A 25,966-nucleotide genomic window follows, 5' to 3' on the forward strand; every position below is an offset into this window, starting at 1 on the left:
AATGACTAGATCTACAACTTGGTTTAAAGCATGGTGGTTTCGTAATACTTGCGAATGTGTGCAGACAAGTGATAACCCTCATCTTTCGCTTTGACTGTGCTTCCAACTTCTTGAATTACCGCTTTGCCAATGCTGGTTTGGGAGGCTACCGCTACAGCGCCAACAGCAGCGCCTGCTCCAATGAAAAACTTTCTGCGAGCTGGCTTATTTTCTTCAGCAACTGCAGTAGTGGATTTAGTGTTCATTGAATATTCCTATTAAGTACGAATTTATTTGCTGATAGTTTAATTGGTAATTGCATTTTTGACATATTTGTTACAGAAAAATTTACTAGGTACAAATACCAATACCAATACTTTTTATATTGCAATGCAACATTAAATCATGTCAAAACTTTGGCCTTCGATATCCAAAAACTCCCGCGTAAGCGCCCCCACCGATTGATACAGACGCATCTCTGGAATATCGTCGATGGCATCGCATAAATCTCCATACCATGGTCGAATGTGGTCATTGAAAAAGACTCTTTCATTGGTGAGATTAGAGACCTCTACATCATCACCTGCGATGAGATAGCGCATCACTTCACAAACTGCAGAAATATGGTCCTCGGTTTCTGAAATCTCTTCTGCGGACTCCAAACCAAAGGCATCTAAGGCGCGACGAATTTCTACCAATGGCCGCTCATTCAAGTAGCCGGCCATATAGAAAGAGCCATTGAGAATAATATTGGGCCTGCCAACGCTGATGAAATTGAGATCAAACTCATCTTGCCAAGCTTTGGCAGGGTTGGATTTAGCCAACTCCACCACGGTATGCCAAACTTTGCCCAGGGGTGCGTCTTCAGCCTGAACTTCCTGACCGTCTGGGATGGAAGCGGCTATTTGATCCAATAACTCTTGATCAGGCGCCTCATGAAAGAGTCTAGCGATCAAGCCGTATAAATCAGCCCGCGCCAAATCCTCTGGCAAACCCACATCACCTACCTCTGTCGAGGGCGTTTCTTTCATTGTTTCACTCATAATTGTTTGTTCACCATATCTACAACACGACAATCACTGCACATCTTGAGTCTTTCTAGGGCCGCTCCAGCAAATGCTTCATGAACACCCAGCTTAATTAGCATCAAGTCCACCATCTTCGCGGTACCGAACACCTTGCCACAGCTAATGCAATGAAAAGGCTTGGTCTCGTTCAGCTCTACTCTCTCCTTGCGCTTCTCAACTGTCTGTAAGCGGGGGGCTAAAGCTAAGGCTTGCTCTGGGCAAGTTTGGACACAAATGCCGCATTGGACACACTGCTTTTCAATAAAGGAAAGTTTGGGTTCATCCAAGTTATCCAGCAAGGCCCCTTCAGGACAGCTGCCCACACAAGACATACACAGCGTGCAGGCGTCCTGATTGATATTGAGGCCACCCAAGAAGGAGGACTTCGGCAAAGCAGCTCCGCCCGCCGGCAAAGCCATTTTGGCCTGCTTTTGTAAATGCTCTATTACAGTCTCAATGGTTTCGCGTTTTTGATTGCTCAAACCAAAGGTAGCTGGGGAGCAGATAGCAGATAAGGCGCCACGCTGACGAAGTTTACCCATCGCTGTCGAGGCTGCCTGCAGATCACTCGAAGACTCAAGTTGTATTAGCGACAGTCTGGCATCAAATCCATAAACAGCCAAAATGGCATTACCTAAATCCACTTGAGTTTCTAGCGCGGTACGATAGCTCGGATCCTCATCTCCGGTTAATAGCAGAATCACTTCGCCAAAACCATAGCTCAATGCACCAAGCCATAAATCTAAACCGGTAGAGGCAATGTGTTCAATACCGTAAGGCAATACAGAGGATGGTAAGCCTTCAAACTGTTTTGGCCTTAAGTGAGCAGATCGCCCAAGAGAATCCAGTAGCTGAGTTCCCGCATTGAGCGTATGCAACAACAATGCTGGCGCAGAGGACTGCTTGGCTTTAGCGCTCTCCGCAATAAATACATTAGCCAAAGTTTTAATTTCTTTACCCTGGTGCGGCACGCTTGGATAGTTATAGCGCATTGCACCAGAGGGGCAGACTGTCGAACAAGCTCCACAACCCATGCAGAGATTGGGATTCACCTCAACAGTACCTTGTCCATTCTTGAACAAGGAGGATATGGCGCCGGTAGAGCACACATCGATACAAGCATTGCACCCGACTTTGCCGTTACGGCCATGGGCACAAACCTTCTCGTTATAAGCAAAGTATTTAGGCTTCTCAAACTCGCCAACTAATCCGAGTAATTGATTTGCCACTAAAGACTGTTCGAACGGATCCTGACCTGGGGCAAAGTAGCCTTGCGGAGTCTGACTCATCCGCATCTGAGGATCTGCACGTAAATCCATAATCAAGTCGAACTCAGAACTGCGCTGACGCTCTACTCGATCAAAATTGATAGCACCAATACCGGCACAGGCTGTAATGCAATCGCGATTGGATTTACATTTATCTAAATCGATTTGGAAAGAGTCATCAATGGCGCCTTCTGGACAAACCTCAACACATGCGCCACAACGAGTACACATTTCCGGATCAATTGGGTTTTGCAGATTCCAGTCAACACTAAAGTGGCCAAGATAACCATCTAGCTTAGTCACTTCACCTGTATAAACCGGGAAATTTCTAGCGATCGGTAATGCGCCTGGCTCGGTACACAGCACCGAGACGTCAAGAGAATCGCTGAGCTTTTCGGCCCAAGGCAAAGCTTGTTTTCCAGCCCCAACAATGAGCAAGCGCCCCTGACTTTCATAATTCACTATTGGGACAGGCTCGGCTTCCGGCATATCCGCTAAGGCAAGTAAAGCCGCAATCTTGGGTCCAGAAGTTTTAGCTTCCTGAGTCCAGCCAGCTACTTCACGAATATTGACAAAGCGTAACGGTGCTACCAAAGGCTTCTCTGATTGCTCTGCTAACTCATTAAATAAGGCGCCCTCTTGGGTACAGGCAATAACGATGGAGTCGTTGCCATTCATGGCCTGCATGGCGAGACCGACTTCTTGCCTACATAAAGAAGTGTGTACCTTTACGCCCAATGTCTTGGCATCTAAAGACATGGTTCCATTGCAATTACAAACTAATTTTTGACTCATCGATTTCTTCTTAACTGGTTTTTTTATCCACGGACAAAGGGTCTTGATCCCCTGCTTCCTGAATAGGTATAGGTGTGGATGTTAAATCAGTCTGAACGGGAGCTGGCAAAGTTGGCTCTTTTGATGCTGAAATATCGGTACTGGCAATGGTATTAGCCTCAGGTTCATCAACATTGTCCTTGCGGAAGATATTGAGCATATCGGACTGAACCATGCGCTTGAGCATCTCCAGGGGTATGGGATCGGGCTTTGAGTAGTCATCAATGTAAATGTCCAAGCCATCCATGATGTTGAAGTGCGGATCTGAAAACATCTTCTTCATTGCGGCTTGCTGTACAGCCGGATCAACTCCGGGCTGCATAAAGGCTGAGAAGTCTGGTGCAAAGCGATCTATCTTCTCCACATCATCCAAAGTCATCGTCGGGAGAGCATCTTGAACATCTTCAGCCGGGACTTTGACTTCAGCGTCACTTACTAAAGCTTGCTTAGTCGGCTCAACTAATTTTTTCTCAGGCTCAAGCTGCTCCCCAGCCTTGCGACGTGACCAACGGTCTAAAAAACCTCCAGCCATCAGTCCTCCGTTGGGCGATTTGCGCCCTTAAATGATTCGGGGCGATGGCGCTTTTTTGGCTCCGGACGGTAATGCTCGTTCACGTACTCCTGCAACCAGGAGGCATGCTCCGTCGTTAAGAGAACGCTATCAACCGACTCGCCACCATCCAATAAGCGCCCTGCTTCGTTATAGCTGACACTAATACGGTGTGGAACGGCCATCGTCGTTTCAGATTTTGCTAGCTCAATAGACTGTGCATCAATATAGCGCTCGACATCCTCCTCCAAGCGCCACATCACAAACCACGCGGGGAGCGTCGCGGACAAGTTGAGGTAATACCCTTCAGCTTCATCTGGAAAGAGATTGAGCTCATAACCAGTAAATAGCCAGGATTCACCCTGTTCATCGCGCCCTAGAAACTGCCCAGCGATTTTGTTGGCTGGGATAGATGTGCTGGTGAATTGGCCAAAATCAGGCAATATCTCCGTGGGAGCCCACCGAAATGAGATCCACGGATTATCGACAAACTGCTTACGCATGATCACAGCAAAACGCATAAGGCCTTAGGTATTCTGAACCACGATGTTAGGAAATTTACTGCTCATGTCTTTTGACAAGCTAGCTACCTTAATAGCAACTCTTCGAGCAATCGTTTTATAAATAGCGCTGATGGCTCCATCAGGATCCGCTACTACCGTAGGGCGACCTGCATCTGCCTGCTCACGAATCGATAAATTCAGTGGCAAGTCACCTAAGAAATCAACGCCATATTCTTTGCACATCTTCTGGCCGCCGCCCGTACCAAATACATGCTCTTCATGTCCACAGCTTGGGCAAATATACGTGCTCATATTTTCGATAATGCCCACAATCGGTACGCCGACCTTGTCAAACATTTTGAGGCCCTTACGTGCATCCAATAGCGCAATATCTTGTGGCGTAGTCACGATCACCGCGCCCGTCACAGGCACCTTTTGCGCAAGCGTCAATTGAATATCACCAGTACCTGGCGGCATATCCACAATAAGGTAATCGAGATCACGCCAACGAGTCTGACGTAGCAACTGCTCTAATGCAGATGTCACCATGGGGCCACGCCATACCATCGGCGCATCATCATCAATTAAGAAACCAATCGAGCTCGCTTGAATACCATGGCCCACCATCGGCTCCATCGTATTTTCTTCAATCGATTCTGGTCTACCGGTAATACCAAGCATCATGGGTTGGCTGGGGCCATAAATATCCGCATCCAACATGCCCACTTGTGCACCCTCAGCAGCCAAAGCTAATGCTAAGTTGACGGCAGTGGTCGATTTTCCCACGCCACCTTTACCGCTGGCTACAGCAATAATATTTTTAACACCGGGCAATAATTTGACACCACGTTGCACAGTATGCGCAACGATTTGACTGCTGACATTCACGCTCACATTTTTGGCTCCAGGCAATTCACGGAGAACCCCGATGACTGATTTGCGAATGGAATCAAATTGACTCTTAGCGGGATAACCCAGCACGATATCGAGACTGATCTCCCCACCATCTACTCGTAAATTCTTCACGCTCTTTGCTGATACAAAATCAATTTGGGTATTTGGGTCAATTAAACCCTTTAATGCTGCTTGCACAGCTTCTACAGTAAGCGACACAACTTTCTCCTATAAGGAACATCCTTTTTGCGGGATGATCCGTCTCTCTTATTTAGTGTTATTGCAACAAATGGAATAGTGGGTAATTTAACCGCACATGCAAAAAATTGCTAAAGCGAACTTTAGGGCTATTGAGAAACTGGAAAACCAGCATCTGTTATGAGCTCTGCGGCCAACTCTGGACTGAGGCTGGTTTCAAGGCTCACCACCTGCGTTGGCAGGTCTGCCTGCACTTTAGCTTGAGGGTCCTGCGCCTGAATGGCACGAGTCACTGCGTTAATACAGCCGCCACAAGTCATGCCCGAAACCTGGAGAGTAAACATAAGAACTCCTTCTAAATCGTGAAAATACTATTGTTAGTGGTATTTTTTCACCTTACGGTAGATTATCTTCTACATGAGCGCTAAAGAACTGACTAATTCCGAGTTTTTTACCCTAGATATTGGCGGAATGACCTGCGCATCTTGCGTCAGTCGCATAGAGAAGGCCTTAAACAAGATTCCCGGCGTGGAAGCCGCTAGCGTCAATCTAGCTACTGAGCAAGCAAAAATTCGCGTTAAGACCGGCTCAATCAGTCTTACTGATCTGATTAATCTCGTCAAAAAGATCGGCTATGAAGCCCAAGCTAGCGCCGTTCGCGGTAATCCTGATCACAATATCGCTAAGTCTTTTTGGGCGCCAGATGGCTTGGGCCGAGTCATTCTCAGCTTTCTGCTCTCTGCCCCACTATTTTTGCCGATGCTTTTCATGCCTTTTGGTATTCACTGGTCGTTATCTGGCTGGTGGCAACTGGCATTAGCCACTCCAGTGCAATTTGTATTGGGATGGCGTTTTTATCAGGCTGGCTACAAGTCACTCTTGGCTGGTGCTGGCAATATGGATTTATTGGTGGCGCTGGGCACTAGTGCTGCCTATGGGCTCAGTCTCTACCTACTTCTCACCTCTAGCCATGCGCATGAGCTGTACTTTGAGGGCTCAGCCGTCATCATCTGCATGGTCTTATTGGGTAAATGGCTAGAGGCTCGCGCCAAGCAACAAACCAGTGAAGCCATTCGCGCCCTGCAAAAACTCTGGCCTGAGCATGCAAAGGTGCTGGATGTGGGCCTTGAGCTCAATGGCAATACTGCGGTGAGTGCAGAGCACTATCGCGACTTACCTCTAGAACAAGTACTTCCCGGGGATAAAGTCTTAGTCCTGCCTGGTGAACGTATTCCAGTAGATGGCAATATTAATTTTGGGTCTAGCCATGTCGATGAATCCCTGCTTACCGGTGAAAGTGAGCCTGTTAAAAAAGTGATTGACTCTAAAGTCATCGGGGGTGCATTAAATGGGGAGGGTGTTCTGGTAGTAATGGCCGAAGCAGTTGGGGTTGAAAGTGTGCTGTCAAAAATCATCAGTCTAGTTGAGGATGCGCAAACCCAAAAGGCACCTATTCAGAAGCTGGTTGATCAAGTCAGCGCCATCTTTGTGCCTACAGTGATTGTCCTTGCGATCCTTACCGGTATCGGCAATTGGCTTTACTTTGATTCGACCGCTATTGCAATTCTGCGTGCCGTCTCTGTTCTAGTCATCGCCTGCCCTTGCGCATTAGGATTAGCCACTCCAGCGGCAATCATGGCAGGTACTGGCGTGGCTGCACGCTTTGGTATTTTGATTAAGGATCCACAGGTATTAGAGCTGGCACACAAAATCGATATTGTTGCCTTTGACAAGACAGGCACACTGACGATGGGCAAACCACGTATGTTGGCCCTACTTCCCTTTGATGAATCTTCCGTCAATATCGATCAAATACTTGCCGCCACTGCAGGCTTGCAATTGGGGAGCGAGCATCCTTTGGCCAAAGCGCTAATTGATGCAGCTAAAGAAAAAACTCTATCACCGATGATGACAACGGCCAGCAAGGCACTTCCCGGTATTGGGATTGAAGGTATTCCCAGTGCCGGTCCTTTTGCCGGCTTTACTTTGCGATTGCAAAGCGTCGCCTCCCTAAAAGACGCTTTGGCATATCCCCTTATCTTAGAAAAAGCACAAAGCTGCTTTGATCAAGGTCAAACCGTTTCCATACTCATGAATGCAATGACAGAGACTCCCATTGCGGCGATTGCTTTTGGGGATGAGCTCAAACCGAATTCTCAAGAAGTAATCAACGCGCTCAATACATTAGGCATTCGGACGGTGATGTTATCTGGCGATAATGTAGCGGCAGCAAACCGCGTAGGCAAAACAATTGGTATCAACGAAGTCTTTGCACAAGTTCTTCCAATCAACAAAGCAGAAATTATTCAGAAACTACAAAGTGCCCCAGATGGGAAAAAACATTATGTAGCAATGGTGGGGGATGGCGTAAACGATGCACCAGCATTGGTGATAGCCGATGTGGGTATGGCAATGTCTACCGGAACCGATGTGGCAATGCAGGCTGCTGGCATTACCCTCATGCGCGGCGATCCCACTTTAGTTGGAGATGCAATCGACATTTCCCAAAAAACCTGGAATAAGATTCGTCAAAATTTATTTTGGGCTTTTGCCTTTAATACCATCGGCATTCCGCTGGCGGCGCTAGGTTATTTATCTCCCATGCTGGCTGGCAGCGCAATGGCACTTTCTAGTTTCTGCGTATTAAGTAATGCTCTACTATTGAAACGTTGGCGCCCGCGACATCACTAGGCATTTGTTCAGCTGATATTAGACAGACTCATTTGACATACTTACGCAGTAGCTCGATATCACCATACAGTGCGCGCGCTTCCGATTTAGTGTTGTCCGTGTCAGTCAACAGCGCAATACCGATGACATTACCTGGAGCCTCTCCATAGGCTAACTTATAGTCTGCTGCAAGATCACGCTCATGCTGACGCCACTCGCCTAAGTTATCCCACCCAGAATCCACCACAATCATTTTGACTCGAGAAGTGTGTGCATTATTTAATACCGTATTGACAGTATTTTTACCGGACCAGATATACATCACCGTGGCGTATGGCATCTCTTGGCCACTGATCAAGCTAGCCATCTCAAAGGTCAGCTTTTCTTTTAAGGGCAGTTTTGATTTATTACCGTCAAAGGCAACCAAGATGCGAAGTGGGGCGTCATCATGTTGACTCTCTGCATTATCGGCTTGCGGTATCGCCCCCACTGCCTTCCACTCCCACTGTAGCCATAAGTTTTGAGCTGCACGTGGACGGAGTTTGACTGCTAGTCCCGAAGCTGAAGTTTTCGAATTGGCGGCAAGTACTGTACGGCCTTGATAATTCTCGAGGCGATAAATCGTATTTTTCTTATAAGGTGCTATTCGATAGAAATGCCATCCCTCCGGCATACCATTGCGGGCCTTTTGAGCAGAGAACTTCGGCAAATCTTCTTGGGCTGGCAACTGGTCAGCATTAAATGCTTGGCCTGCCTCATTCTCGATAGAATTCCCAGTCAAGCCAGCGCACCCCATTAATAGACTGCTTGTGGCAATCAAAACCAGCAGAGTTCGGTAGAGGCTTGTAGTCAACATATCCTCAATTGTCCCAAAGAATGGGCTTAGTAAGTCTAAAATCATGGCATGCGCCATCAATCACCCTCAAGTTGGGCCGCCATTAGCATCTGCATTGCTGCGCTAGTGCATTTTGCTCTCGGGTTTTCGATTGAATTCTCGGTCGATGAAGCGCATTACGCTTTATACGCAAAACACCTCGCTTGGAGTTATTTTGATCATCCGCCGCTAGTCGGCTGGATTCAGTGGCCCCTCATTTCACTGACATCCTCCGAAGGCGTCATTCGACTGATACCAGAATTGCTCTGGATAATCTCAGTCTACTTAGTCTATCAAGTTACCTTAGAGATCCATCGCCTCATACAGGGGCGCAATGCTGGCTACTTAACCACCGCACTTCCCTCTGCCAACTTATGTGGCCTCATGGCAGTGCTAGCCATTATTGCGGCACCATTACCTCATGTTTTAGCCATCGGTCTCTTGCCGGATACTTTACTTGCCCCCCTTAGTCTTGGATTGATGTTGATGGCGCTGCGCTGGACACGCAAGGATTCTTTTTCTCTGGCCGATTGGATAGTAACCGGCTTGCTGCTGGGCTTAGCAGGTCTTAGCAAGTACACCGCCGTGTTTACTGCCTTTGCCTTGCTCTTAGTGTTGCTAGCATCACCCAAAAAATCATGGATCACCAAATCGGGTTTCTGGATTGCTGTGGCGATCGCCTTGATTGTCATCAGTCCAGTGCTTTACTGGAATGGGATCAATGACTGGATCTCATTCAAGTACCAAATTGCTCATGGTAGCGGTGGCACTTGGGCATGGCGCAGAGTAGCGGCTTTTATGGGGATCCAGATTGCGTGCTTTGGGCCGTTATTAATCTGGGGAGCATTTGGGTTTTTGAAGCATTGCCTGCATGGACAGAAGCGGGTTCTCATTGCATTGCTCAGCTTCTTCGCAATTCCTTTCGCTATTTTTGCTGCGCTATCGGGTGGCGGCAGCTTGCCTCACTGGACTACTCCTGCCTGGTTTTGCTTGGCACCTTTTGCTGGGATTGGTTTAGCCAAAGCATGGTCAATGCAGCACCGCCTCAGCATTCGTATATTGGTCATTGGGCAGATCCTCATCTGCTTAATCGGATTCGGCTATGTGCTATCGGGAGGCGTTAATAACTCAGGCGGCTCAAGTATCAAGTCCAACCCAATTGCTGATCTCTATGGCTGGAAACTGGCCGGACAAAAAGCAGCTCAGTTAGCACAGGTAAACAAAGTTAATGGGATTGCCGTGCAAAACTGGACACTGGGCAGTCGAGCAGCTTGGTATGCCCAACCCCTGCCCGTCTTTGTTCTAGACCAGCGACAGGATCAATTTGATCTCTGGTTTGGGCAATTGCCTGTTGGCGCGAATGTCTTACTCATTAACTGGTCAGGGATGGCATTTAAGCCGCCGGTAGGGGGTAATTTGGCTTTTGAGGAGTGTGCGCCCCTAGATAGCATGGAGGTCATCCGATTTGGGCAGATGCTATCCAAATTTGACTATAGTCTTTGCCGAAATTGGCAGGATGCTGGCACAACGCGTTAATTCTTTCAATTCAGGAGCTTTTTAGGACTCTTCAACGCTCAAGGCATTATCCTTACGCCTATGAGTTCACAACCCCAAGCTACTCCCAAAGCCACTACAAAGGCAACCTCCGGGTGGAAAGCAATCCTAAAACGGGCTTGGCCTACTATTCGCATTTTGCTGTCGATTGCTCTGCTCTGGAAAGCGACTAGCGGAATTGATTGGCATGCGTTGTTAGATTCTGAGATTCAGATGCAGCCATGGTGGTTTTTAGCTGCTGGCTTGACTATGCTTAGCGCCTTTATTTGTGGTGGTCTTCGCTGGGGCTTCCTCATGCGCAAAGTGGGTTTTCAGGGAAGTCTTGCCAATTTTGTAGCCCTCTACTTTGCTGGTGGTCTCATTAACCAAGGATTGCCCAGCACATTAGGCGGCGATAGCTATCGCGCTATTACAGCCACCCATCTCAATAGCAGTGGCAAGCTCACCGAAGAAAAAGCGTTGAATGAAGAGCTCCATCACTCGGTTGATCTTGGGCATGCTACCCCCAAATTACGTCTGAGCTTTTCGATGGTGTTGGTTGATCGCTTGCTTGGCTTGGCCGGTAATAATCTATTGGGCGGCATTGGTCTCATTTTAGGAGGCGCTACTTTAGCGGCCTGGGGAAAAGATTTGGGATATGCAGTTACCGGCATCATGATCTTTGCAGGAATAGTCATTGCAGTGATTTTGGCGTGGGGCCCTGCTTGCAATCTCTTGCAAAAGTTACTTGATCGCTTCCAAATGAAACATGCTTTACCTGGTATCAAGCTAGCCTTTTCTTGGCCCATGAATGTGGGTCAAGCTGTATTTGCGATCGGCATTCACTTTCTGACGATTCTGACGCTCTTATTTTGTTTAAAGGCTTATGGTGTCGATGCCCCGATTGAGGCGCTGATGATTGGTTTACCTGCACTTAGCCTATTGTTGATGTTACCCATCAGCATCTCTGGCTGGGGCTTACGTGAAGCCACACTCTCCTCCGTGCTAGCACTATGGGGCGTTAACCCATCTATCACGGTATTAGCATCCATCAGCTACGGTGCCATTACCGTTCTATCCGTATTGCCTGGCGCTTACTTTTTATTAAAACGAAAATAATTCTTTTAAAGTCCCACTATGAGTATTAGTGTCAACACCATGCGTGCCATCGATCATTGGGTCGGTGTACCACTCTGTGCAGTAGCGAGCCCGATAGTTGCTCTTATGGATGGAGTTAAGAATCTCTTTAGTCGAGGTTCGGATGCGCCACGTAAATTACTCTTTATTGAATTATCTGAAATGGGCAGCGCTATCTTGGTTGACCCGGCCATGCGTAATGCGCAAGCCCGTGGTGCGGAGTTATTTTTCCTGATCTTTAAAAGTAATCGCGCCAGCTTAACTTTATTAAATACGGTGAAGCCGGAGAATATTTTTACGATCGACTCCTCCAGTCTGGGTGGCTTAATTAAAGACACCATCAAATTCTTAATCGTGGCACGTCAGCACCGTATTGATACCGTAATTGATTTGGAACTGTTCTCCCGCTTTACCGCCCTGTTGACCGGCTTGTGCGGTGCGCGTCGTCGCGTTGGTTATCACATTTTTCATGGTGAAGGATTGTGGCGCGGCTGTATGCTGACCCGCAAGGTTCACTACAACCCGCATATTCATATCACCAAAAATTTTCTATCTCTCATCCACGCAGCATTTGCTAAAGAGATTGAAGTGCCTTTTAGCAAGATCCATATTGCGGATTCTGAAGTACGCTTAGAGCAGGCCATCATTGACCCTTCAGTGTTGAGCAAGGTCCGTGAGCGTATTGAGAAACTGGCTGTAGATGCTGGTATTCCTTTTAAGCAAGGTCAGCAACGCTTAATCTTGGTAAACCCCAATGCAAGTGATTTACTGCCGCAAAGACGTTGGGCGCAACAGCGTTTTTCAGAGCTCATTCAAGGGCTCAACCAACACTATCCCAATGATCTCATTTTGATCACTGGCTCTCCTGCTGAATTTGAGTACGTAGAAAAAGTTCGTGTTGTAGCCGATGTCAAACATGCTCTGAACTTTGCTGGTCAAGTGAGCTTCGCAGAACTGCCACCTCTGTACACACTCTCCGATGTCATGGTGACCAATGACTCTGGCCCCGGCCATTTCTCTGCTGTCACACCATTGCGTACTGTGGTTCTTTTTGGACCTGAGACCCCAGCACTGTATGGCTCCATTGGAAAGTCGATTGCCATTACAGCCAATTTGGCGTGCTCCCCTTGTGTCAGCGCTGCCAATCACCGCAAAACACCGTGTCACGACAATGTCTGTATGCAAGCCATTACCGTTACTCAAGTACTAGAGAAAATGGTGCATCAACTAAATGAAGCTGATCAAGCTCGGGTGCACTAAGCTAGATGGCTGAGCAGCAAAAATCGGCTGTAGTCGTTGCATCACTTTGGGTTTGGTGCATCCCACTCATCCCACTGAGTCTAGCAATCGCTATTTATTTTGGTGAGTTACAGACCCCAACATTTTTGTTGATCAATCGCAATACCCAGATCCTGCCTGATGTCATTTGGGCTTGGTTCACCTTTTTAGGCAATGGCTGGGGTATCTACGCAATCTGCTTCCCCTTGCTATTACTATCGCCTCGACTGCTGATTGCTGGATTATTCGCTGCGTCATTAGGTGGAATAGTGAGCCTCATTATCAAACCCCTACTTGCAATGCCAAGGCCAGCGAGCATTCTTGCTTTAGAGGATTTGTATATTGTCGGTGAGCCGCTGCTTCACAGGGCAATGCCCTCTGGCCATACGATTACTGCTTTTGCAGTCGCTGCCGGAATCTATTTCGCCAGCGATCGAGATAAGAGGAGCTCTTTGTGGTGGATCTTCATCATCTCTAGTTTTGCAGGGCTCTCACGCAATGCCCTAGGTGCTCACTGGCTTACCGACGTCTTGGTGGGTAGTGCGATTGGAGTCTGGTCAGGCATGCTCGGTGCCGTATTAGTTCGACTTATTCCAGAGGCTCAGCTATTACCTACCCGTATTGGCCCCCGTCTACTCGCTCTAGGAGGACTCGGCGCGATCTATGTCATGCTGACTCGGACCTTAGACTCTGCATTGAATCAACCTTTGCAATATGCCTGTGCGGCATTAATTAGCATCACCCTCGCTTTGTTTATTAAAGCGCAAAAATCAAAGGCAATTTAAAGATGTTTAGTTATCGTCATGCTTTTCATGCGGGCAGTCATGCGGATATCCTGAAGCATCTCGTGTTAACTCACTTGGTGGAATATCTTCAAGAAAAACCTGGTGCACTCACAATCGTAGATACGCATGCAGGTGCTGGAGTCTATAGCCTGATTGATGGGTTTGCCACTGTCAGTAAAGAAGCGGATGAAGGCATTTATCGCCTTGAAAAGTTTGCTAAAACCAATACTCTCAGCTCTGGGATTGCGAATTATCTAGAGTGCATTCGTGCTGAGAATGGCGCGGATGACATCACGATTTATCCAGGCTCTCCATTTATTTTGGCACGTTTATTACGACCCCAAGATCGCCTGAAGCTATTTGAACTACACCCTAAAGAAATTGATATCTTGCGTCATAACGTTAGTGAGCTAAAGCAAGCAAAGCAAATTGATGTATATGCAGAGGATAGCTTTGCAAGACTCAAAGGATTGATGCCACCGCCAAGTAGGCGCGGGCTAGTATTGATTGATCCCTCATACGAGGATAAGCAAGACTATCGTTACCTCGAAACTGCGCTGGAAGAAGCCCTGCAACGCTTCGCTACAGGGTGTTATGCCATTTGGTACCCAGCCCTATCCAGAAGAGAGGCTGCCGCACTACCTGATCGCATGAAAAAGATTGCGACAGCCCATCAACGCTCTTGGCTTCATACTGAGCTGCGGGTTGAGAATGCCCCAAAAGAACGTCGCCTTCAGGCCAGTGGCATGTTCATCATCAATCCACCATGGACATTAGAAAAGCAGCTAGCTGAGAGCCTGCCCATGCTGGTCAAAGCCTTGGGACAGGATGGTGGCGCTGGGTTTGTATTGAAGCGTTTTGAAGTTTAAGGATCTTGGCTTATTCTTGGACTTGAATCATGACCTCGTTGCGTCGCATGAAGGGCAAGGTCCACGGCGGGTTGTAGCGGGCAAACTGGGGCTCACCAATCGCCCTCAAATTCTGAGATTTCATCCAATCTCGTAGCGCTTGGGTTTTCTCAAGCACTTTTTCTTCGTTATAAAAACCAGAGAAAGTAATGACTGCACGCTTTTCTGCAGGTACTTGCCGAATTTTTACTTGGGAGTCCAATGGTTTGGGTAGGCTATCCAAGGTGTACTCAGCCGGCATCACAAACGATACCGTCCATGCATTCTTCGCATTGACATCGGGTGACTTGCTACCCTCAGTCAATACTGGGGCCGTCATTGCAATCTTTGCGCTTTTACTTTGATCGCCTGACTCGATTCCGACGGGAGCAGTCATAGCAATTTTTTCGCTGACCTGATTTTTTCCAAATATAAAAGCGGCAATCAAGCGAAATCCTTGGCTTGAGGCTGCATCAAGATCACCACTCACTTGCACTTCAGCAACGATGCGAGGTGCATAAGCACGCAATTCAAAGGGCTCAGATTTTTCTAAGAGAGTGTACTTAGGCTCTTCGGTTGCCATTGCAGCGCTCGCAATCAATATGCTGGTGAGAAATACTAAAACTCGCAAGGCAGAGTCCTTCATGTGAGGTGTTTACCACTGAGATTGAATAGTAAAACCTTGCGCATCATATTGAATGTGCGCTTGAGCACCTACTGGCAAGGTGAGTTTTTCGGCTTGATGCCCAAAGGGTAGACCTGTTAATACGGGAAGGTTTTTGGGGAGGCGCTGAACAATGGTTTCGATGGCACTTTCTAGGGCGTAACCACGATCATTCTCATACAAGCGATAGGCCGAAAATCCACCCAGGAGAATCGCACTTTGATTGCTCAAGATGCCTGCATCTAGCAATTGCATCAACATGCGCTCAATACGGTAAGGATGTTCGTTCACATCCTCCAGAAATAAAATACCGCCTTGGGTCTGCTGCTGGGTTGGAAAATAAGGAGTGCCAACAAGGCCCGCTAATACCGTCAAGTTTCCACCCCAAAGCATGCCTGAAGCTTGACCTGCAGCAGAGTGACTTAAATAAGGCTGGAGTAGTTTGACGGTGCAATCGACTGTGCGCTGATCAACTGCTCTTTGAAAATGTTCCCACATGAATGCGTTGGGGGTCGCATCCTCACTCTGCTTACCCTGACAAGCAAAGTCAAAGTTCAGCATAGGTCCGGCCAAGGTAATTGCACCCGTCTTTGCCAACATGCCCAACTGAAAGACCGTGAAATCACTGTGGCCACAAATTTGTAAGCCATTACCAATTGCTTTGGCTATAGCGCTCCACTCAATATTAGGAAGCAGGCGGTGCAATCCATAGCCACCACGCATCGCTACGACAGTCTTCTCGGGGGATAAACTGGATAGTTGATTGATCTCTGCTAGACGTTCTTGATCAGAGCCCGCAAAGCGTTGCTCCACTCGATTGACACAGGCAGTATTCAGAATTTCAACACCTTGCAACTTGAGCCACTCGATACCAGCCAATGGACTATGAGGATCTAAGCTAGCCCCAGAAGGAGCAATCAAATGTATTTGCTTCAACGCCGCCCCTTAAAAAAATCGCGCAGCACCTGACCGCACTCATCGCCCATAATGCCACCCTCAACTTGAGTCTGGTGGTTAATCTGCTTCTCCGAGAATACATTAAGCACACTACCCGCAGCCCCTGTTTTGGGATCGGCGGCGCCAAATACAACCCGCTCTACTCTTGCATGCAGCATAGCTCCAGCACACATAGTGCAGGGCTCTAGGGTTACATACAGAGTGGTACCCGGTAGACGGTAATTCGATTCGGCCTGAGCTGCAGTGCGTAAGGCCATCATTTCCGCATGGGCGCTAGGATCGCTATTGGTGATGGGCTGATTGAAGCCGGTAGAGATGATCCTACCGTCTCTCACCAGAACAGCGCCCACAGGAACCTCGCCAGCAGTCGCAGCGAGCTTGGCTTGATCCAAGGCTTGCTGCATAAATTGGCGATCAAGCTCTGCTTGCATGGTCAATTTGATAAATGCTTATGAGTGGGAAACGTCAGCCCAGCAATTGGGGGTTTCATAAAGACGAATGGATGCTAGTTTCAGGCGCCCCTCAAACGCTTTTTCAAAAACAGGTTGTAGCACTTCAAATGCGGCGCTCGCTAAATTCTCTACAGTAGGAACATGCTCCATCACTACCGTCTTGTGGTTGGGAATGGAGTTTAAATACTGAACTAAACCTGTATCTTCCTTAGCCACTAAGAATGCATGATCCCAAGGCTCGACTACATATTGATTCGTAAGGCGCTTAATGTCACCAAAGTCCAAGACCATGCCATCGTCTGCCTTGCCGGGATGATCTGCAACCATACCCGTCAGTGTCACCTCAATCGCATAACGATGGCCATGCAAATGTCGGCACTGCCCATCATGGTTTGGAATGCGATGTCCTGAGTCAAACTCAAGTCTGCGCGTAATAGAGATGGTTTCTTGCTTGGTGGTCATTTTGCTTTTCTAAATACTTCAAATTACTGGATACAGCGACTATCGAATACCGATGATTTTATGAGTCTGAATACTCAAACGCCACAATGGCCGCTTTTGACATAGGCTAACTGCCAATGCAAGATTTTCTTGGAGATTTGGGCCATCCATCGCCTGCAAGAAGCGATTGCGGTAATCCATCTTCTCAAATCGGGCTAGCAAAGATTCTAAAGAGGTATGGCCTACCTGAGGAATCACTAGCTTCATCTCATCAGCTTGCAGCACAATTAAATCGGAGCCTGCTTTAGGACTTACGCATACCCAATCAACTCCTTTGGGAACCTTGATAGTGCCATTAGTCTCAATCGCAACGGTAAAGCCTTTGGTATGCAAAGCATCAATTAAGTCAGTATCGAGTTGCAACAATGGCTCGCCGCCAGTAAAAACGACATAACGTTGCTGTGGTCCTGCTGAAGTACTACTCCAAACCTCTTCGATAGTGTCAGCAAGCAGAGCAGCAGTTTCAAACTTACCGCCACCAGCACCATCACTCCCAACAAAGTCGGTGTCGCAAAACTGGCAGATTGCGGTAGCACGATCTTCTTCGCGGCCACTCCAGAGATTACATCCAGCGAAACGACAAAATACCGCCGCACGACCTGCGTGGGCACCCTCACCCTGGAGGGTTGGAAAGAGTTCTTTTACTGTATACATAGCGATGAACTGATTTTAAGCCCTTTACTCACTTCCAGGACACGAGCTCCCACTCTAGGTAGTCCTCCCACAGCGCCTCTCCCCAAAACATACCCGCCCATAAATACTGCCCTGAGCTTCGCCTGATGACCCAGCGGCCAATTTCCGGGGAAAGCCAGACATCATCATTACGAATATTAGCCACTCTTGAAAAGTCGTTACTGGTGAAATAAGGCGCCACGTTTTGATACTTCAGCGTAGGAAATTGACCGGCTGGGACATTAACACCCTCCCATTGGACGGCAGTTACATTTAAACCCCAGTAGTAGTCGTTATCCGGATAACCCACCACTTCATAGCGAGCACGATAAAAGCCGGACCACCCTGGAACCAGTTGCTCTGGCCACAAAGGTAAGGCCTGTTGAAATTTTTGAGGGGGATTCCAATGCGAATCCTGAAGGATGTATCCCCAGGGTTGCTGGATTTCGTCCGGGAGCGGTCCCGCTTTTAGTCCGCTTCGCTGAATGCGGACTTGAGGACCTACCGTGACGACCTCCTCAGTAATAATATCTACCAACTCTTGGTTAAAGACATTACGAAGGTTGTACACCCACTGCTGACCGACTTGGGGTGCCCTCATCTTGGGAGCAGTGACGGGCTGGGGTAAGGGCGTCGTAACGGGATAAGGTTGCGAAGCAATACAGGCTGCCAGTACAGCCGGCAATAACAATATGAGCAGTCTTTGCAAAATTCTTACTTGTAAGAGCTGAGTTGCCATTGATAGCTACCCTCTAAAATCACAGCACCAATTTGTCCTTGAAGTTGATATGAACCCGATGCCTCACGTGCAACCCAGCGACCGATTTGCGGAGCAAACCAAACTGTTTCTTTGCGGATGCAATCCACCTTGTTTGGATCATCACTCTCATAATTAATGAGCGTCTGAAAACGTAAAGCCACAAACTCACCGGCCGGAACAGTGATTTTTTCCCAACCTTGCACGCTCATATATTCCTGCCAACTCAAGCGTGACTCAGGGTAGCCTGCAATGCTGTACTTAGTAGTGAACTGTTTTGCCCAAGTAGTGGACAGTTGCTCAGGCCAAAGTGGCAATGAGGGATTGAAGTTCAATAAACGTGACCATTGAGTATCTGTAGCGACCATGCCCCAACTAGTTTGGATCTCACTAGGCAATCTAGCGCCATCCGTTGTCATGCGCTCAATGACAATAGTCGAGCCAACACTAGCGACACGCTCATTAATCACATCGAGCGTTTTTCCGTCGAAGACATTTTTCTTGATATAACTCCACTCTTGTCCTATCTGAGGAGGGCGTACTGTAGGAAGTGGCTTTGGTTGAGCGACCGGAATACCGCGCTCATAGGAAAGGCCTCCACAAGCCACTGGAGCTAAAGCGGCAGATACGATGAATGTGCGACGAGATAGATTCATATTGCTATCCATGGTGATGAACTAGATTAATCAGTATTCAACAGTTTATATAAGCCTCAAGATTTTGGCTATTTTAGTACGGCTAATCTTTGCCTTCGGAATCCCCGGCATCTCAAACCAGGTATGCGCCTCTTGCTCAAAGCCAACGCCATGCATAAAATTGTAAATAGCCTTCTTTAAACCAAGCCCCAGAAGATCATGGTCTACGCCGCTTGGATCTATGAACGACACATCATTCTTGGCAAAGCTAATGTCTGGTAATGGAACCAGGGAGATACCGTAGGCCTCTGGGTCTTTACCGACTGGTGAATGCACTGTGCAAGTAAAGCGGTGAAAAAATCCACTTTGGATACAGCCATTCTCGAAAAACTGGCGGACATACTCTAGGGCATCTACTGTCTCTTGGACGGTTTGCGTTGGGAAACCATACATTAGATAAGCGTGTACCAAAATTCCGGCATCAGAGAAGCCCTTAGTCACCTGAGCTACCTGCTCTACTGAAACGCCTTTTTTCATGAGGTCGAGCAATCGATCGGAAGCAACCTCTAAACCACCCGATATCGCTATGCAGCCACTTTGTGCCAGCAACTCACTTAATTCAGGGGTAAAGGTTTTCTCAAAGCGAATATTGCCCCACCAAGAAATGACTACCTTACGACGTATCAACTCCTGAGCTAGTGCCTTCAATATTTTAGGTGGCGCAGCCTCATCGACAAAATGAAATCCAGTCTGGCCCGTCTCGGCAACAATTGCTTCAATACGATCAACTAACAGACTGGCTGAAGCAGTTTCATAACGCGAGATGTAATCAAGACTCACATCACAGAAACTGCATTTTTTCCAATAGCAGCCATGAGCAACAGTCAGCTTATTCCAACGTCCATCACTCCACAGGCGATGCATGGGGTTGAGCATATCCAGCAAGGACAAATAAGAATTGAGTGGCAGACCATCCCAAGTGGCAGTCCCAACGTCTTCAAACGGCACATCTGGCTCCTGCCAGTTGATATAGCGAACTTCATGATGACTATTACGAATAAATGTCCGCACCAATCTTTCGGCTGAGCGCTTGCCATTCAAATGATCAATCAGAGCAAGCAAAGGCCGCTCTCCAGAATCGAGGGTGATGTAATCTACAAAATCAAATAAACGTGGATCAGTGAGTTCACGCAACTCCGTATTGACATAGCCGCCACCAAGACCAATTTTGATATTGGGATGATTCAGTTTGATGGTTTGGGCAATTCTCAAGGCGGCATACATTGCCCCGGGAAATGGCACCGACAACAGCACCAAAGTCGGCTGATGCTTTTCTATGGCCGACTTTGTCAGCTCCTGGAGATGCAAATCCATCAATGTAGGGGTTGCAGCCAAAGCATCGGCTAATGGCGTGAAAGTAGGCTGGCTACCGGCCAATGATTCTGCATAGCGGACAAACTCAAAGCGCTCGTCCACAGCATCACGCAGAACATCCGATAAGTCATTGAGATAGAGTGTGGCTAGATGGCGTGCCCGATCTTGAGAACCTAGTGCACCAAAGGCCCATGCCAATGAATCCCCACCCTCTTCTTCATCGTAAGAATCCAAAGATGCAAAACGTGGCCCCTCTGGCAATAGAGTACGGCTATTAATGCGATGAGCCAAAGTGCTGTCACGTCCTTGCAAAAATGCAATCGCTAATCCGATGGTGCTTTGGTAATCGGCAAAGTAATCTAGAAAGAAATTCACGCTAGCACTGCGATTTTCTTCGGGTACCAGTAACGCCGCTTCTTTAATCTCAGCCAAACCTGCTGGATTAAAGAATCCGAGTACCAAGGCCAGCGCTAAATCTTCTTGAACCGAATCAATACCTTGTGAACGCAAAAACCCTGTGAGATACGCCGTTGATGGGTAGGGCGTATTGAGCTGCGTCATTGGCGGAATGAGACTCAGAATCTTCATGCGACTTGAGTACCCTTCTCGCCGAGCGATTCTAGTAGGCTCAACTCTTCAGAAGTAAATCCTGCTTGCTCACGCGCTGGAATGTTGAATGGCCCCTTTAATGTGGGTGCATGGTATTTTTCGGCCAGTTCTCGATAAGTCGCAACTGGGGATAAGCCCTCATTGGTGCATAAAAAGTTAAACCAACGATTACCAATCAATACATGACCAATTTCATCCCGGAGAATAATCTCTAAAATTTCAACCGCTCTTTCATCTTTGATTTGCTTGAAGCGATCCCGAATTCCCGGAACCGCATCCAAGCCTCTTGCTTCCATTGTTCTGGGAACTAAAGCCATCCTAGCTATGACTGAATCCGTCGTTCTCTCAACCATCTCCCACAAACTGTTGTGAGCTGGAAAATCACCGTAGCTAAATCCAAAGGATTGCATATGGGCATTGACCAAGCTGAAATGATAAGACTCTTCTTTAGCAACCTTAAGCCAATCCTCGTAATATTCTTTAGGCATATCCGGAAAACGCCAGAGAGCATCTAAAGCCAGATTCATGGCATTAAATTCAATATGGGCCAGTGAGTGCCAAAGAATAATCTTCCCCTCAACCGTATCCATTCTTCTTTTGGGAACCCACTTTGGAGCGACTAAATCCGGCTTAGCGGGTCGCCCCGGAAGAATCAGATGGTCGCTGTCAAGTTTTCCAGCAACATCCAAAGCAATATGTTCTGCTTGATATTCATCAAACAAGTGAGTTAGTTGACCAACCTTCGATTGCACGTTGGTATTTGCCAGTATCGCTAAAGCAGCTTTTCGTAACTCAGGCATAGAAATAGCAATGGCAGGTGGGGGGTTGTGAGCATGGAAATAGCAGACTAGAGCCAGCTATTTCCACTGACCTGTGGCATTACAAAAAATACTTACAAGAACAGGTGTTAGATCGATTGATTTCATGTGTGTCACTCTTGTAGTGCTAATTTGGTGTTGTGGCTGAAAGGCAGTAGCTTTAGGCTTAGATTTAGACCTTATATATCAACATTGTACGCAGATATTGATTGGGTATTCCATAAAGGAGATATACCTAAAATCCAATAGTTTTCCTTGGGGACGCACTGAAGATTGTTAAATTGCTAACCCAGCCTTAATTGTCGAGATATCTTCTCAAGAAATACGAAAAACTATCTACCAGCAATACCAAGCCAATCATGGTGATTAAGATCGTACTGGTATCTTGCATTTGGAAGAGGCTCATATGAAAAGCGAGCATCTGCCCCAAGCCGCCGCCGCCAACAACTCCGAGAACGGTTGCAGCCCTAATATTATTTTCCCAGCGATATAAGCTGTACGAAATCAATTGCGGCAGAATGCCTGGTAATGTGGCGTAGAGGAATATTTTTAACTCACCAGCTCCCATAATGCGCAAAACATCTCCAGGCTCAGTTGGTGCATTTTCAATTGCATCAGCAAATAATCTCCCCAGCACACCCGTGGTGTGCAAAGCCAGGGCCAATGTTCCTGCAAATGGACCGAGACCAACAGATATCAATAACAATGCCGCCCAAACTAGCTCTGGAATGGATCGCAGCGCATTTAATATCCACCGAGTAATCGTTCGAGTGTAGATAGGGTCATTGGCATAGGTTTTACTGGCAGGAAGCGCTAAGACTATGCCAAACACGGCTGCAATCAGAGTACCCAAAGCCGACATTGCTAAAGTCTCTAGCGAAGCTTGGAAAACTTTATTCAAGAAGTTCCCACTGAGATTGGGTACGAACAGCTCTCCAAAAAATTTACCCATTAACTCCCAGCTGCGAAATGAAAGCAATTTCGACAACTGTATATCTAGGGACCAAAAGCTCGCGATGATGAGCAAGCCCATGCCCATCAGTACGATGTAAGGATGCAATGAAATATGGCGAGACTTTAATTGCATATCAGCTGATTAATTTTCTGAGTTGGGCACTAAACCAATCAGCCAAAGCAACTAAGATCATGAACATGAGCAAAATAGTCGCCACCTCGGAGCCATTAAACATTTTCAGGGAATTATCCATTTGCTGGCCTAAACCACCTGCACCAACAAACCCAAGTACTGCGGAAGAGCGAACGGCGCACTCCCAACGATAAACCGTGTAACTCGTTAGCTCACTCGAGTTTTGCGGTATGACAGCATAAAAGAACGTTTGCAAGCGACCCGCTCCATTGCGAAGAAGGGCTTGACTTGCCTCGTTACTCCCACTCTCAAGGATTTCACCATAAATCTTCCCAAGCATGCCTGCATAGGTTAATGCGATTGCCAATACTCCTGCGGCTGGACCAAGACCCACCACCCTGACAAAGACCAGGGCCCACACTATTTCAGGAATACTCCGCATCAAGATCAATACGATTCGAATAATTTGTCGGATCAGGAACGGAAAAGTTGCCATGCGACCCGTTAATGCAGAGATGGATAAGATCCTGGTACTCACCAAGGTCAGCGGGATAGCCAGAACGAGTGCCAAAACCATTCCAGCAGTAGCAATGGCAACAGTGCGCCAAGCCTCTACAACAACTAATTTTAGAAATTCGGGCTTGGTATTGGGCGGGATAAAGTCTGCCAAAAACTTCAGGGTGACTTTTAGATTCTCTTCCTCAAAAAAAACCCAAGGCTTAAATTCTGTTGAAATTAAAGCCGGTACCAATAAAACAAAGGCAAGGATAGCAAGACTAAGACGTGAATGCCATGCAGGATCTTTTAAATGCATAGGTATGGAAGCAGAAGTCATCGAAAATATTGAGGCAGTAGTCGATTAAACTTCACTCAGCACTGAAGACATGCGCTTCTAATTGAGTTATTTCATGCTCACTTTGTGCGTATAAATTCTGCAAAATATGCTTTGTAATATCAGCTGACGGTAGATCAAATTCGAGCTTCCCAGCGTGCAATCCAATCACTCTAGGAAATTCTTTAGTTGCCACATCAACTTGATGCAATGTCACAATTAAGGTAACTCCCCGTTTATTTGCCTCTGCAATCAACATCTGTATTGCTTGCCTCGATCTTTTGGGATCCAAAGCGGATAAGGGCTCGTCAACTAACCAAAGATTAGCACGGCTCATCAAGATTTTTGCTAAACCTACTCGCTGACGCTCTCCACCAGATAGACGATCTACCCTACTCCATAATTTTTCACTGAGATCAAATAGTGATAGCGTATTAAAAGCATCTTGGGAATATTGTGGATAAATCAAATTCAGTATGCTTTTACCAAATCCCATTTCCCCAAGCCGACTTGCAGACAAGGAAGTGACGACACGTTGTCGCGGGGGCAGCGGAGGAATCTGAGGTGCGTAAAACAAGCGTTGGCGCAGCTGACGTAGTGCCCCGCCAGAAATTGACCATGGATTGATCTTGCCTAAAGAGACTACCCCAGATGCAGGCTTCATTGCAGCCGCGATAATTTGCAGCAAGGTGGTCTTACCGGAACCGGACGGCCCAATGATCGCGATATGCTCGCCAGCTTTCACCTGGAAAGAAACATTCTTTAAGGCAAAAACTTCATCCTGCTCACGAGCAGGATGATAGGCAATGATATTTTGTAAATTTAAATCCACGACTATTTGATTAAGCCTGCGCTACGACCAGCAAGTTCTAGATTTTTGTAGTTATCTGCTTTTGTAGGGATATATTTAGTAGCACGATTTAAAGTCAAGATTTCCTTGCCTTCAGGTGTGTTCATGTCCAGTGCAAATAGAGCTTTGGCAATCTTCTCACGTTGTGCTGCGGGCATGTCTGCATGAACAGACCAGTTGTAATTAAAGTAAGGAGGGGTAGTGTAAAAAACATCCACTTTGCTCGTGTCTACCTTACCTTCACTAACAAATTTATTCCAAACGGTAATGTCTAGTGCCGCTGCATCGACTCGACCACTTACTACAGAAGCAATCGTCGCATCATGCGCACCTGAATAAGCTACGCGCTTGAAATCCGTTTCTGGATTAATGCCAGCCTCTAGGAGGTATGTGCGTGGCATGAGGTGTCCCGAGGTGCTTGATTGAGAACCGAAGCTAACCTGCTTGCCTTTTAAATCCGTTAACTTCGTAATTCCGGAATTTTTCTGTGTGATAAAAACAGAACGAAACTTAGTATCTTCTTCGCGCTGTGCAAATGGAACCACTTTTCCACCGGAGCGAATATTTGCTTGAACATAGGTAAAGCCGCCAAACCACACCAAATCAACTTGCTTATTCACCATGGCCTCTACTGCAGCTGGGTAATCATTAACCGGCGTGAACTCCACCTTCATTCCAAGATTCTTTTCAAGATAATTACTGAGCGGTCCAAACTTTCGCATTTGCTCAGTAGCAGCCTCTTCTGGAATGGTTGTCACCCGAAGAACCTGCTGTGAATAACTCAGAGGAATGTGCAGTAAACAGGCCAATACCACTATTGTTCGCGTCCATTGAAGCATATTCATATATGTACCTTTATTAGTAAGATGATTGCAATAAAAGAATAATTACTTAGCCCAAATCGGCGGCCAATTCAACATCAACTTACTACTTAGAAGCTGTATCTGGTTGCCAGCTATAGTCGCGCGCCCTCATGCAAGCTGAATAGAGCTCTTGATTCGTTTGGACACCCGAGTAACCGTTAAAACCACCCCATCCTGGACCCCAGCCAGCACCAATACCACCACCCCAACCATAACCACCTTGACCGTATCCGAAAGGTTGCTGTGACTCCTGGAGACAAGCATAGTTATCTTGATTAAATTGCAGGGGTGTTGTGCCACTCTTAACCCATATGCCCGACTGAGAGGCACATGCAGTGAGGACTAAAGGTGCTAGCACTAAAAAGAGTCTATTTAAACGTCTATTGATATTTATCATATAGCCTCGCTATTAGCCGGTAACTTGCTTAATTACAGTGG

At 47.1% G+C, this 25,966-nt stretch carries 28 protein-coding genes; 6 read left to right on the forward strand and 22 right to left on the reverse strand.

Annotated elements, in window-relative coordinates; genetic code table 11:
- Positions 1-23: 23 nt before the first annotated feature.
- The 7 genes from DN92_RS07045 to DN92_RS07075 all read right to left on the reverse strand — a co-directional run bounded on the left by DN92_RS07045 (position 24) and on the right by DN92_RS07075 (position 5,637).
- Positions 24-245 carry a formate dehydrogenase gene (locus DN92_RS07045; RefSeq protein ID WP_173960569.1) on the reverse strand — a complete coding sequence of 74 codons (222 nt, stop codon included), beginning with the start codon at positions 243-245 and terminating at the stop codon, positions 24-26.
- A 132-nt stretch (positions 246-377) separates the two neighbouring features.
- A complete protein-coding gene (locus tag DN92_RS07050) occupies positions 378-1,022 on the reverse strand; it encodes a TorD/DmsD family molecular chaperone (protein WP_173960570.1) in 645 nt (214 codons plus the stop codon).
- Positions 1,019-3,109 carry a 4Fe-4S binding protein gene (locus tag DN92_RS07055; RefSeq protein ID WP_173960571.1) on the reverse strand — a complete coding sequence of 697 codons (2,091 nt, stop codon included), beginning with the start codon at positions 3,107-3,109 and terminating at the stop codon, positions 1,019-1,021. Before DN92_RS07055 ends, DN92_RS07050 begins: the two co-directional genes overlap by 4 nt.
- 10 nt (positions 3,110-3,119) lie before the next feature.
- The gene (locus DN92_RS07060; protein WP_173960572.1) at positions 3,120-3,680 is read right to left on the reverse strand and encodes a DUF3306 domain-containing protein; all 561 of its coding nucleotides are present in this window, start codon (positions 3,678-3,680) and stop codon (positions 3,120-3,122) included.
- A complete protein-coding gene (locus DN92_RS07065) occupies positions 3,680-4,219 on the reverse strand; it encodes a DUF3305 domain-containing protein (RefSeq protein WP_173960573.1) in 540 nt (179 codons plus the stop codon). Before DN92_RS07065 ends, DN92_RS07060 begins: the two co-directional genes overlap by 1 nt.
- Before the next feature lie 6 nt (positions 4,220-4,225).
- Entirely contained in the window at positions 4,226-5,314 is a 1,089-nt protein-coding gene (gene apbC, locus DN92_RS07070) for an iron-sulfur cluster carrier protein ApbC (protein ID WP_173960574.1), read from the reverse strand.
- A gap of 128 nt (positions 5,315-5,442) precedes the next feature.
- A complete protein-coding gene (locus DN92_RS07075) occupies positions 5,443-5,637 on the reverse strand; it encodes a heavy-metal-associated domain-containing protein (protein WP_173960575.1) in 195 nt (64 codons plus the stop codon).
- Positions 5,638-5,710: 73 nt separating this feature from the next.
- Here DN92_RS07075 and DN92_RS07080 point away from each other — a divergent pair, with 73 nt between their 5' ends.
- Positions 5,711-7,984 (forward strand): heavy metal translocating P-type ATPase, encoded by a 2,274-nt coding sequence (locus DN92_RS07080; protein WP_173960576.1) that lies wholly within the window; start codon positions 5,711-5,713, stop codon positions 7,982-7,984.
- 28 nt (positions 7,985-8,012) lie between these two features.
- Here the strand turns inward: DN92_RS07080 and DN92_RS07085 are convergent, their stop codons facing one another.
- Positions 8,013-8,864: a DUF3047 domain-containing protein gene (locus DN92_RS07085; protein ID WP_254598272.1), complete on the reverse strand. Its 852-nt coding sequence runs from the start codon at positions 8,862-8,864 to the stop codon at positions 8,013-8,015.
- Positions 8,865-8,867: 3 nt separating this feature from the next.
- Between DN92_RS07085 and DN92_RS07090 the strand changes: the two genes are divergently transcribed.
- From DN92_RS07090 to DN92_RS07110, 5 genes are read left to right on the forward strand one after another with little or no spacing between them, the layout of a single operon-like run.
- The gene (locus DN92_RS07090) at positions 8,868-10,373 is read left to right on the forward strand and encodes a glycosyltransferase family 39 protein (RefSeq protein WP_173960577.1); all 1,506 of its coding nucleotides are present in this window, start codon (positions 8,868-8,870) and stop codon (positions 10,371-10,373) included.
- Positions 10,374-10,433: 60 nt separating this feature from the next.
- Entirely contained in the window at positions 10,434-11,489 is a 1,056-nt protein-coding gene (locus DN92_RS07095; protein ID WP_173960578.1) for a lysylphosphatidylglycerol synthase transmembrane domain-containing protein, read from the forward strand.
- An 18-nt stretch (positions 11,490-11,507) separates the two neighbouring features.
- Positions 11,508-12,767 carry a glycosyltransferase family 9 protein gene (locus tag DN92_RS07100; RefSeq protein WP_173960579.1) on the forward strand — a complete coding sequence of 420 codons (1,260 nt, stop codon included), beginning with the start codon at positions 11,508-11,510 and terminating at the stop codon, positions 12,765-12,767.
- Positions 12,768-12,772: 5 nt separating this feature from the next.
- Complete coding sequence (locus tag DN92_RS07105; protein WP_173960580.1) at positions 12,773-13,570, forward strand: phosphatase PAP2 family protein; 798 nt, start codon at positions 12,773-12,775, stop codon at positions 13,568-13,570.
- Between the two features lie 2 nt (positions 13,571-13,572).
- Positions 13,573-14,439, forward strand: a complete 867-nt coding sequence (locus DN92_RS07110) for a 23S rRNA (adenine(2030)-N(6))-methyltransferase RlmJ (protein ID WP_173960581.1) — start codon at positions 13,573-13,575, stop codon at positions 14,437-14,439.
- 10 nt (positions 14,440-14,449) lie between these two features.
- On the opposite strand, the gene DN92_RS07115 is transcribed toward DN92_RS07110, so the two are convergent.
- The 14 genes from DN92_RS07115 to DN92_RS07180 form a co-directional block, all read right to left on the reverse strand.
- Entirely contained in the window at positions 14,450-15,103 is a 654-nt protein-coding gene (locus DN92_RS07115) for an SOUL family heme-binding protein (protein ID WP_254598273.1), read from the reverse strand.
- A 9-nt stretch (positions 15,104-15,112) separates the two neighbouring features.
- On the reverse strand, positions 15,113-16,057 hold the full coding sequence (locus tag DN92_RS07120; RefSeq protein ID WP_173960582.1) for an LD-carboxypeptidase: 945 nt from the start codon (positions 16,055-16,057) through the stop codon (positions 15,113-15,115).
- Entirely contained in the window at positions 16,054-16,509 is a 456-nt protein-coding gene (gene tadA / locus DN92_RS07125) for a tRNA adenosine(34) deaminase TadA (protein ID WP_173960583.1), read from the reverse strand. The genes DN92_RS07120 and tadA overlap by 4 nt, the downstream gene beginning before the upstream one ends.
- 18 nt (positions 16,510-16,527) lie before the next feature.
- The gene (queD, locus tag DN92_RS07130; protein WP_173960584.1) at positions 16,528-16,992 is read right to left on the reverse strand and encodes a 6-carboxytetrahydropterin synthase QueD; all 465 of its coding nucleotides are present in this window, start codon (positions 16,990-16,992) and stop codon (positions 16,528-16,530) included.
- A gap of 39 nt (positions 16,993-17,031) precedes the next feature.
- Positions 17,032-17,685 (reverse strand): 7-carboxy-7-deazaguanine synthase, encoded by a 654-nt coding sequence (queE, locus tag DN92_RS07135; protein WP_173960585.1) that lies wholly within the window; start codon positions 17,683-17,685, stop codon positions 17,032-17,034.
- Between the two features lie 28 nt (positions 17,686-17,713).
- Complete coding sequence (locus DN92_RS07140) at positions 17,714-18,442, reverse strand: hypothetical protein (RefSeq protein ID WP_217426016.1); 729 nt, start codon at positions 18,440-18,442, stop codon at positions 17,714-17,716.
- The gene (locus tag DN92_RS07145) at positions 18,418-19,116 is read right to left on the reverse strand and encodes a hypothetical protein (protein WP_173960586.1); all 699 of its coding nucleotides are present in this window, start codon (positions 19,114-19,116) and stop codon (positions 18,418-18,420) included. Before DN92_RS07145 ends, DN92_RS07140 begins: the two co-directional genes overlap by 25 nt.
- 45 nt (positions 19,117-19,161) lie before the next feature.
- Positions 19,162-21,057: a B12-binding domain-containing radical SAM protein gene (locus tag DN92_RS07150; RefSeq protein ID WP_173960587.1), complete on the reverse strand. Its 1,896-nt coding sequence runs from the start codon at positions 21,055-21,057 to the stop codon at positions 19,162-19,164.
- The gene (locus DN92_RS07155; protein WP_173960588.1) at positions 21,054-21,878 is read right to left on the reverse strand and encodes a ferritin-like domain-containing protein; all 825 of its coding nucleotides are present in this window, start codon (positions 21,876-21,878) and stop codon (positions 21,054-21,056) included. Before DN92_RS07155 ends, DN92_RS07150 begins: the two co-directional genes overlap by 4 nt.
- A gap of 313 nt (positions 21,879-22,191) precedes the next feature.
- The gene (phnE, locus tag DN92_RS07160) at positions 22,192-22,983 is read right to left on the reverse strand and encodes a phosphonate ABC transporter, permease protein PhnE (RefSeq protein WP_173960589.1); all 792 of its coding nucleotides are present in this window, start codon (positions 22,981-22,983) and stop codon (positions 22,192-22,194) included.
- 1 nt (position 22,984) lies between these two features.
- A complete protein-coding gene (locus DN92_RS07165; protein ID WP_173960590.1) occupies positions 22,985-23,818 on the reverse strand; it encodes a PhnE/PtxC family ABC transporter permease in 834 nt (277 codons plus the stop codon).
- A 31-nt stretch (positions 23,819-23,849) separates the two neighbouring features.
- Positions 23,850-24,647 carry a phosphonate ABC transporter ATP-binding protein gene (locus DN92_RS07170; RefSeq protein WP_173960591.1) on the reverse strand — a complete coding sequence of 266 codons (798 nt, stop codon included), beginning with the start codon at positions 24,645-24,647 and terminating at the stop codon, positions 23,850-23,852.
- A 2-nt stretch (positions 24,648-24,649) separates the two neighbouring features.
- Complete coding sequence (locus DN92_RS07175) at positions 24,650-25,504, reverse strand: putative selenate ABC transporter substrate-binding protein (RefSeq protein ID WP_173961296.1); 855 nt, start codon at positions 25,502-25,504, stop codon at positions 24,650-24,652.
- Between the two features lie 88 nt (positions 25,505-25,592).
- Complete coding sequence (locus tag DN92_RS07180; protein ID WP_173960592.1) at positions 25,593-25,925, reverse strand: hypothetical protein; 333 nt, start codon at positions 25,923-25,925, stop codon at positions 25,593-25,595.
- Positions 25,926-25,966 lie beyond the last annotated feature (41 nt).

The sequence above is a fragment of the Polynucleobacter arcticus genome (assembly GCF_013307205.1).
Lineage (GTDB): Bacteria > Pseudomonadota > Gammaproteobacteria > Burkholderiales > Burkholderiaceae > Polynucleobacter > Polynucleobacter arcticus.

Bases quoted from the DNA above. Each gene is read 5' to 3' on its own strand.
- DN92_RS07045 (WP_173960569.1), bottom strand. From the start codon at position 245: ATGAACACTAAATCCACTACTGCAGTTGCTGAAGAAAATAAGCCAGCT.
- DN92_RS07050 (WP_173960570.1), bottom strand. From the start codon at position 1,022: ATGAGTGAAACAATGAAAGAAACGCCCTCGACAGAGGTAGGTGATGTG.
- DN92_RS07055 (WP_173960571.1), bottom strand. From the start codon at position 3,109: ATGAGTCAAAAATTAGTTTGTAATTGCAATGGAACCATGTCTTTAGAT.
- DN92_RS07060 (WP_173960572.1), bottom strand. From the start codon at position 3,680: ATGGCTGGAGGTTTTTTAGACCGTTGGTCACGTCGCAAGGCTGGGGAG.
- DN92_RS07065 (WP_173960573.1), bottom strand. From the start codon at position 4,219: ATGCGTTTTGCTGTGATCATGCGTAAGCAGTTTGTCGATAATCCGTGG.
- DN92_RS07075 (WP_173960575.1), bottom strand. From the start codon at position 5,637: ATGTTTACTCTCCAGGTTTCGGGCATGACTTGTGGCGGCTGTATTAAC.
- DN92_RS07080 (WP_173960576.1), top strand. From the start codon at position 5,711: ATGAGCGCTAAAGAACTGACTAATTCCGAGTTTTTTACCCTAGATATT.
- DN92_RS07085 (WP_254598272.1), bottom strand. From the start codon at position 8,864: ATGATTTTAGACTTACTAAGCCCATTCTTTGGGACAATTGAGGATATG.
- DN92_RS07090 (WP_173960577.1), top strand. From the start codon at position 8,868: ATGCGCCATCAATCACCCTCAAGTTGGGCCGCCATTAGCATCTGCATT.
- DN92_RS07095 (WP_173960578.1), top strand. From the start codon at position 10,434: ATGAGTTCACAACCCCAAGCTACTCCCAAAGCCACTACAAAGGCAACC.
- DN92_RS07100 (WP_173960579.1), top strand. From the start codon at position 11,508: ATGAGTATTAGTGTCAACACCATGCGTGCCATCGATCATTGGGTCGGT.
- DN92_RS07105 (WP_173960580.1), top strand. From the start codon at position 12,773: ATGGCTGAGCAGCAAAAATCGGCTGTAGTCGTTGCATCACTTTGGGTT.
- DN92_RS07110 (WP_173960581.1), top strand. From the start codon at position 13,573: ATGTTTAGTTATCGTCATGCTTTTCATGCGGGCAGTCATGCGGATATC.
- DN92_RS07115 (WP_254598273.1), bottom strand. From the start codon at position 15,103: ATGAAGGACTCTGCCTTGCGAGTTTTAGTATTTCTCACCAGCATATTG.
- tadA (WP_173960583.1), bottom strand. From the start codon at position 16,509: ATGCAAGCAGAGCTTGATCGCCAATTTATGCAGCAAGCCTTGGATCAA.
- queD (WP_173960584.1), bottom strand. From the start codon at position 16,992: ATGACCACCAAGCAAGAAACCATCTCTATTACGCGCAGACTTGAGTTT.
- queE (WP_173960585.1), bottom strand. From the start codon at position 17,685: ATGTATACAGTAAAAGAACTCTTTCCAACCCTCCAGGGTGAGGGTGCC.
- DN92_RS07140 (WP_217426016.1), bottom strand. From the start codon at position 18,442: ATGGCAACTCAGCTCTTACAAGTAAGAATTTTGCAAAGACTGCTCATA.
- DN92_RS07145 (WP_173960586.1), bottom strand. From the start codon at position 19,116: ATGAATCTATCTCGTCGCACATTCATCGTATCTGCCGCTTTAGCTCCA.
- DN92_RS07150 (WP_173960587.1), bottom strand. From the start codon at position 21,057: ATGAAGATTCTGAGTCTCATTCCGCCAATGACGCAGCTCAATACGCCC.
- DN92_RS07155 (WP_173960588.1), bottom strand. From the start codon at position 21,878: ATGCCTGAGTTACGAAAAGCTGCTTTAGCGATACTGGCAAATACCAAC.
- phnE (WP_173960589.1), bottom strand. From the start codon at position 22,983: ATGCAATTAAAGTCTCGCCATATTTCATTGCATCCTTACATCGTACTG.
- DN92_RS07165 (WP_173960590.1), bottom strand. From the start codon at position 23,818: ATGACTTCTGCTTCCATACCTATGCATTTAAAAGATCCTGCATGGCAT.
- DN92_RS07175 (WP_173961296.1), bottom strand. From the start codon at position 25,504: ATGCTTCAATGGACGCGAACAATAGTGGTATTGGCCTGTTTACTGCAC.
- DN92_RS07180 (WP_173960592.1), bottom strand. From the start codon at position 25,925: ATGATAAATATCAATAGACGTTTAAATAGACTCTTTTTAGTGCTAGCA.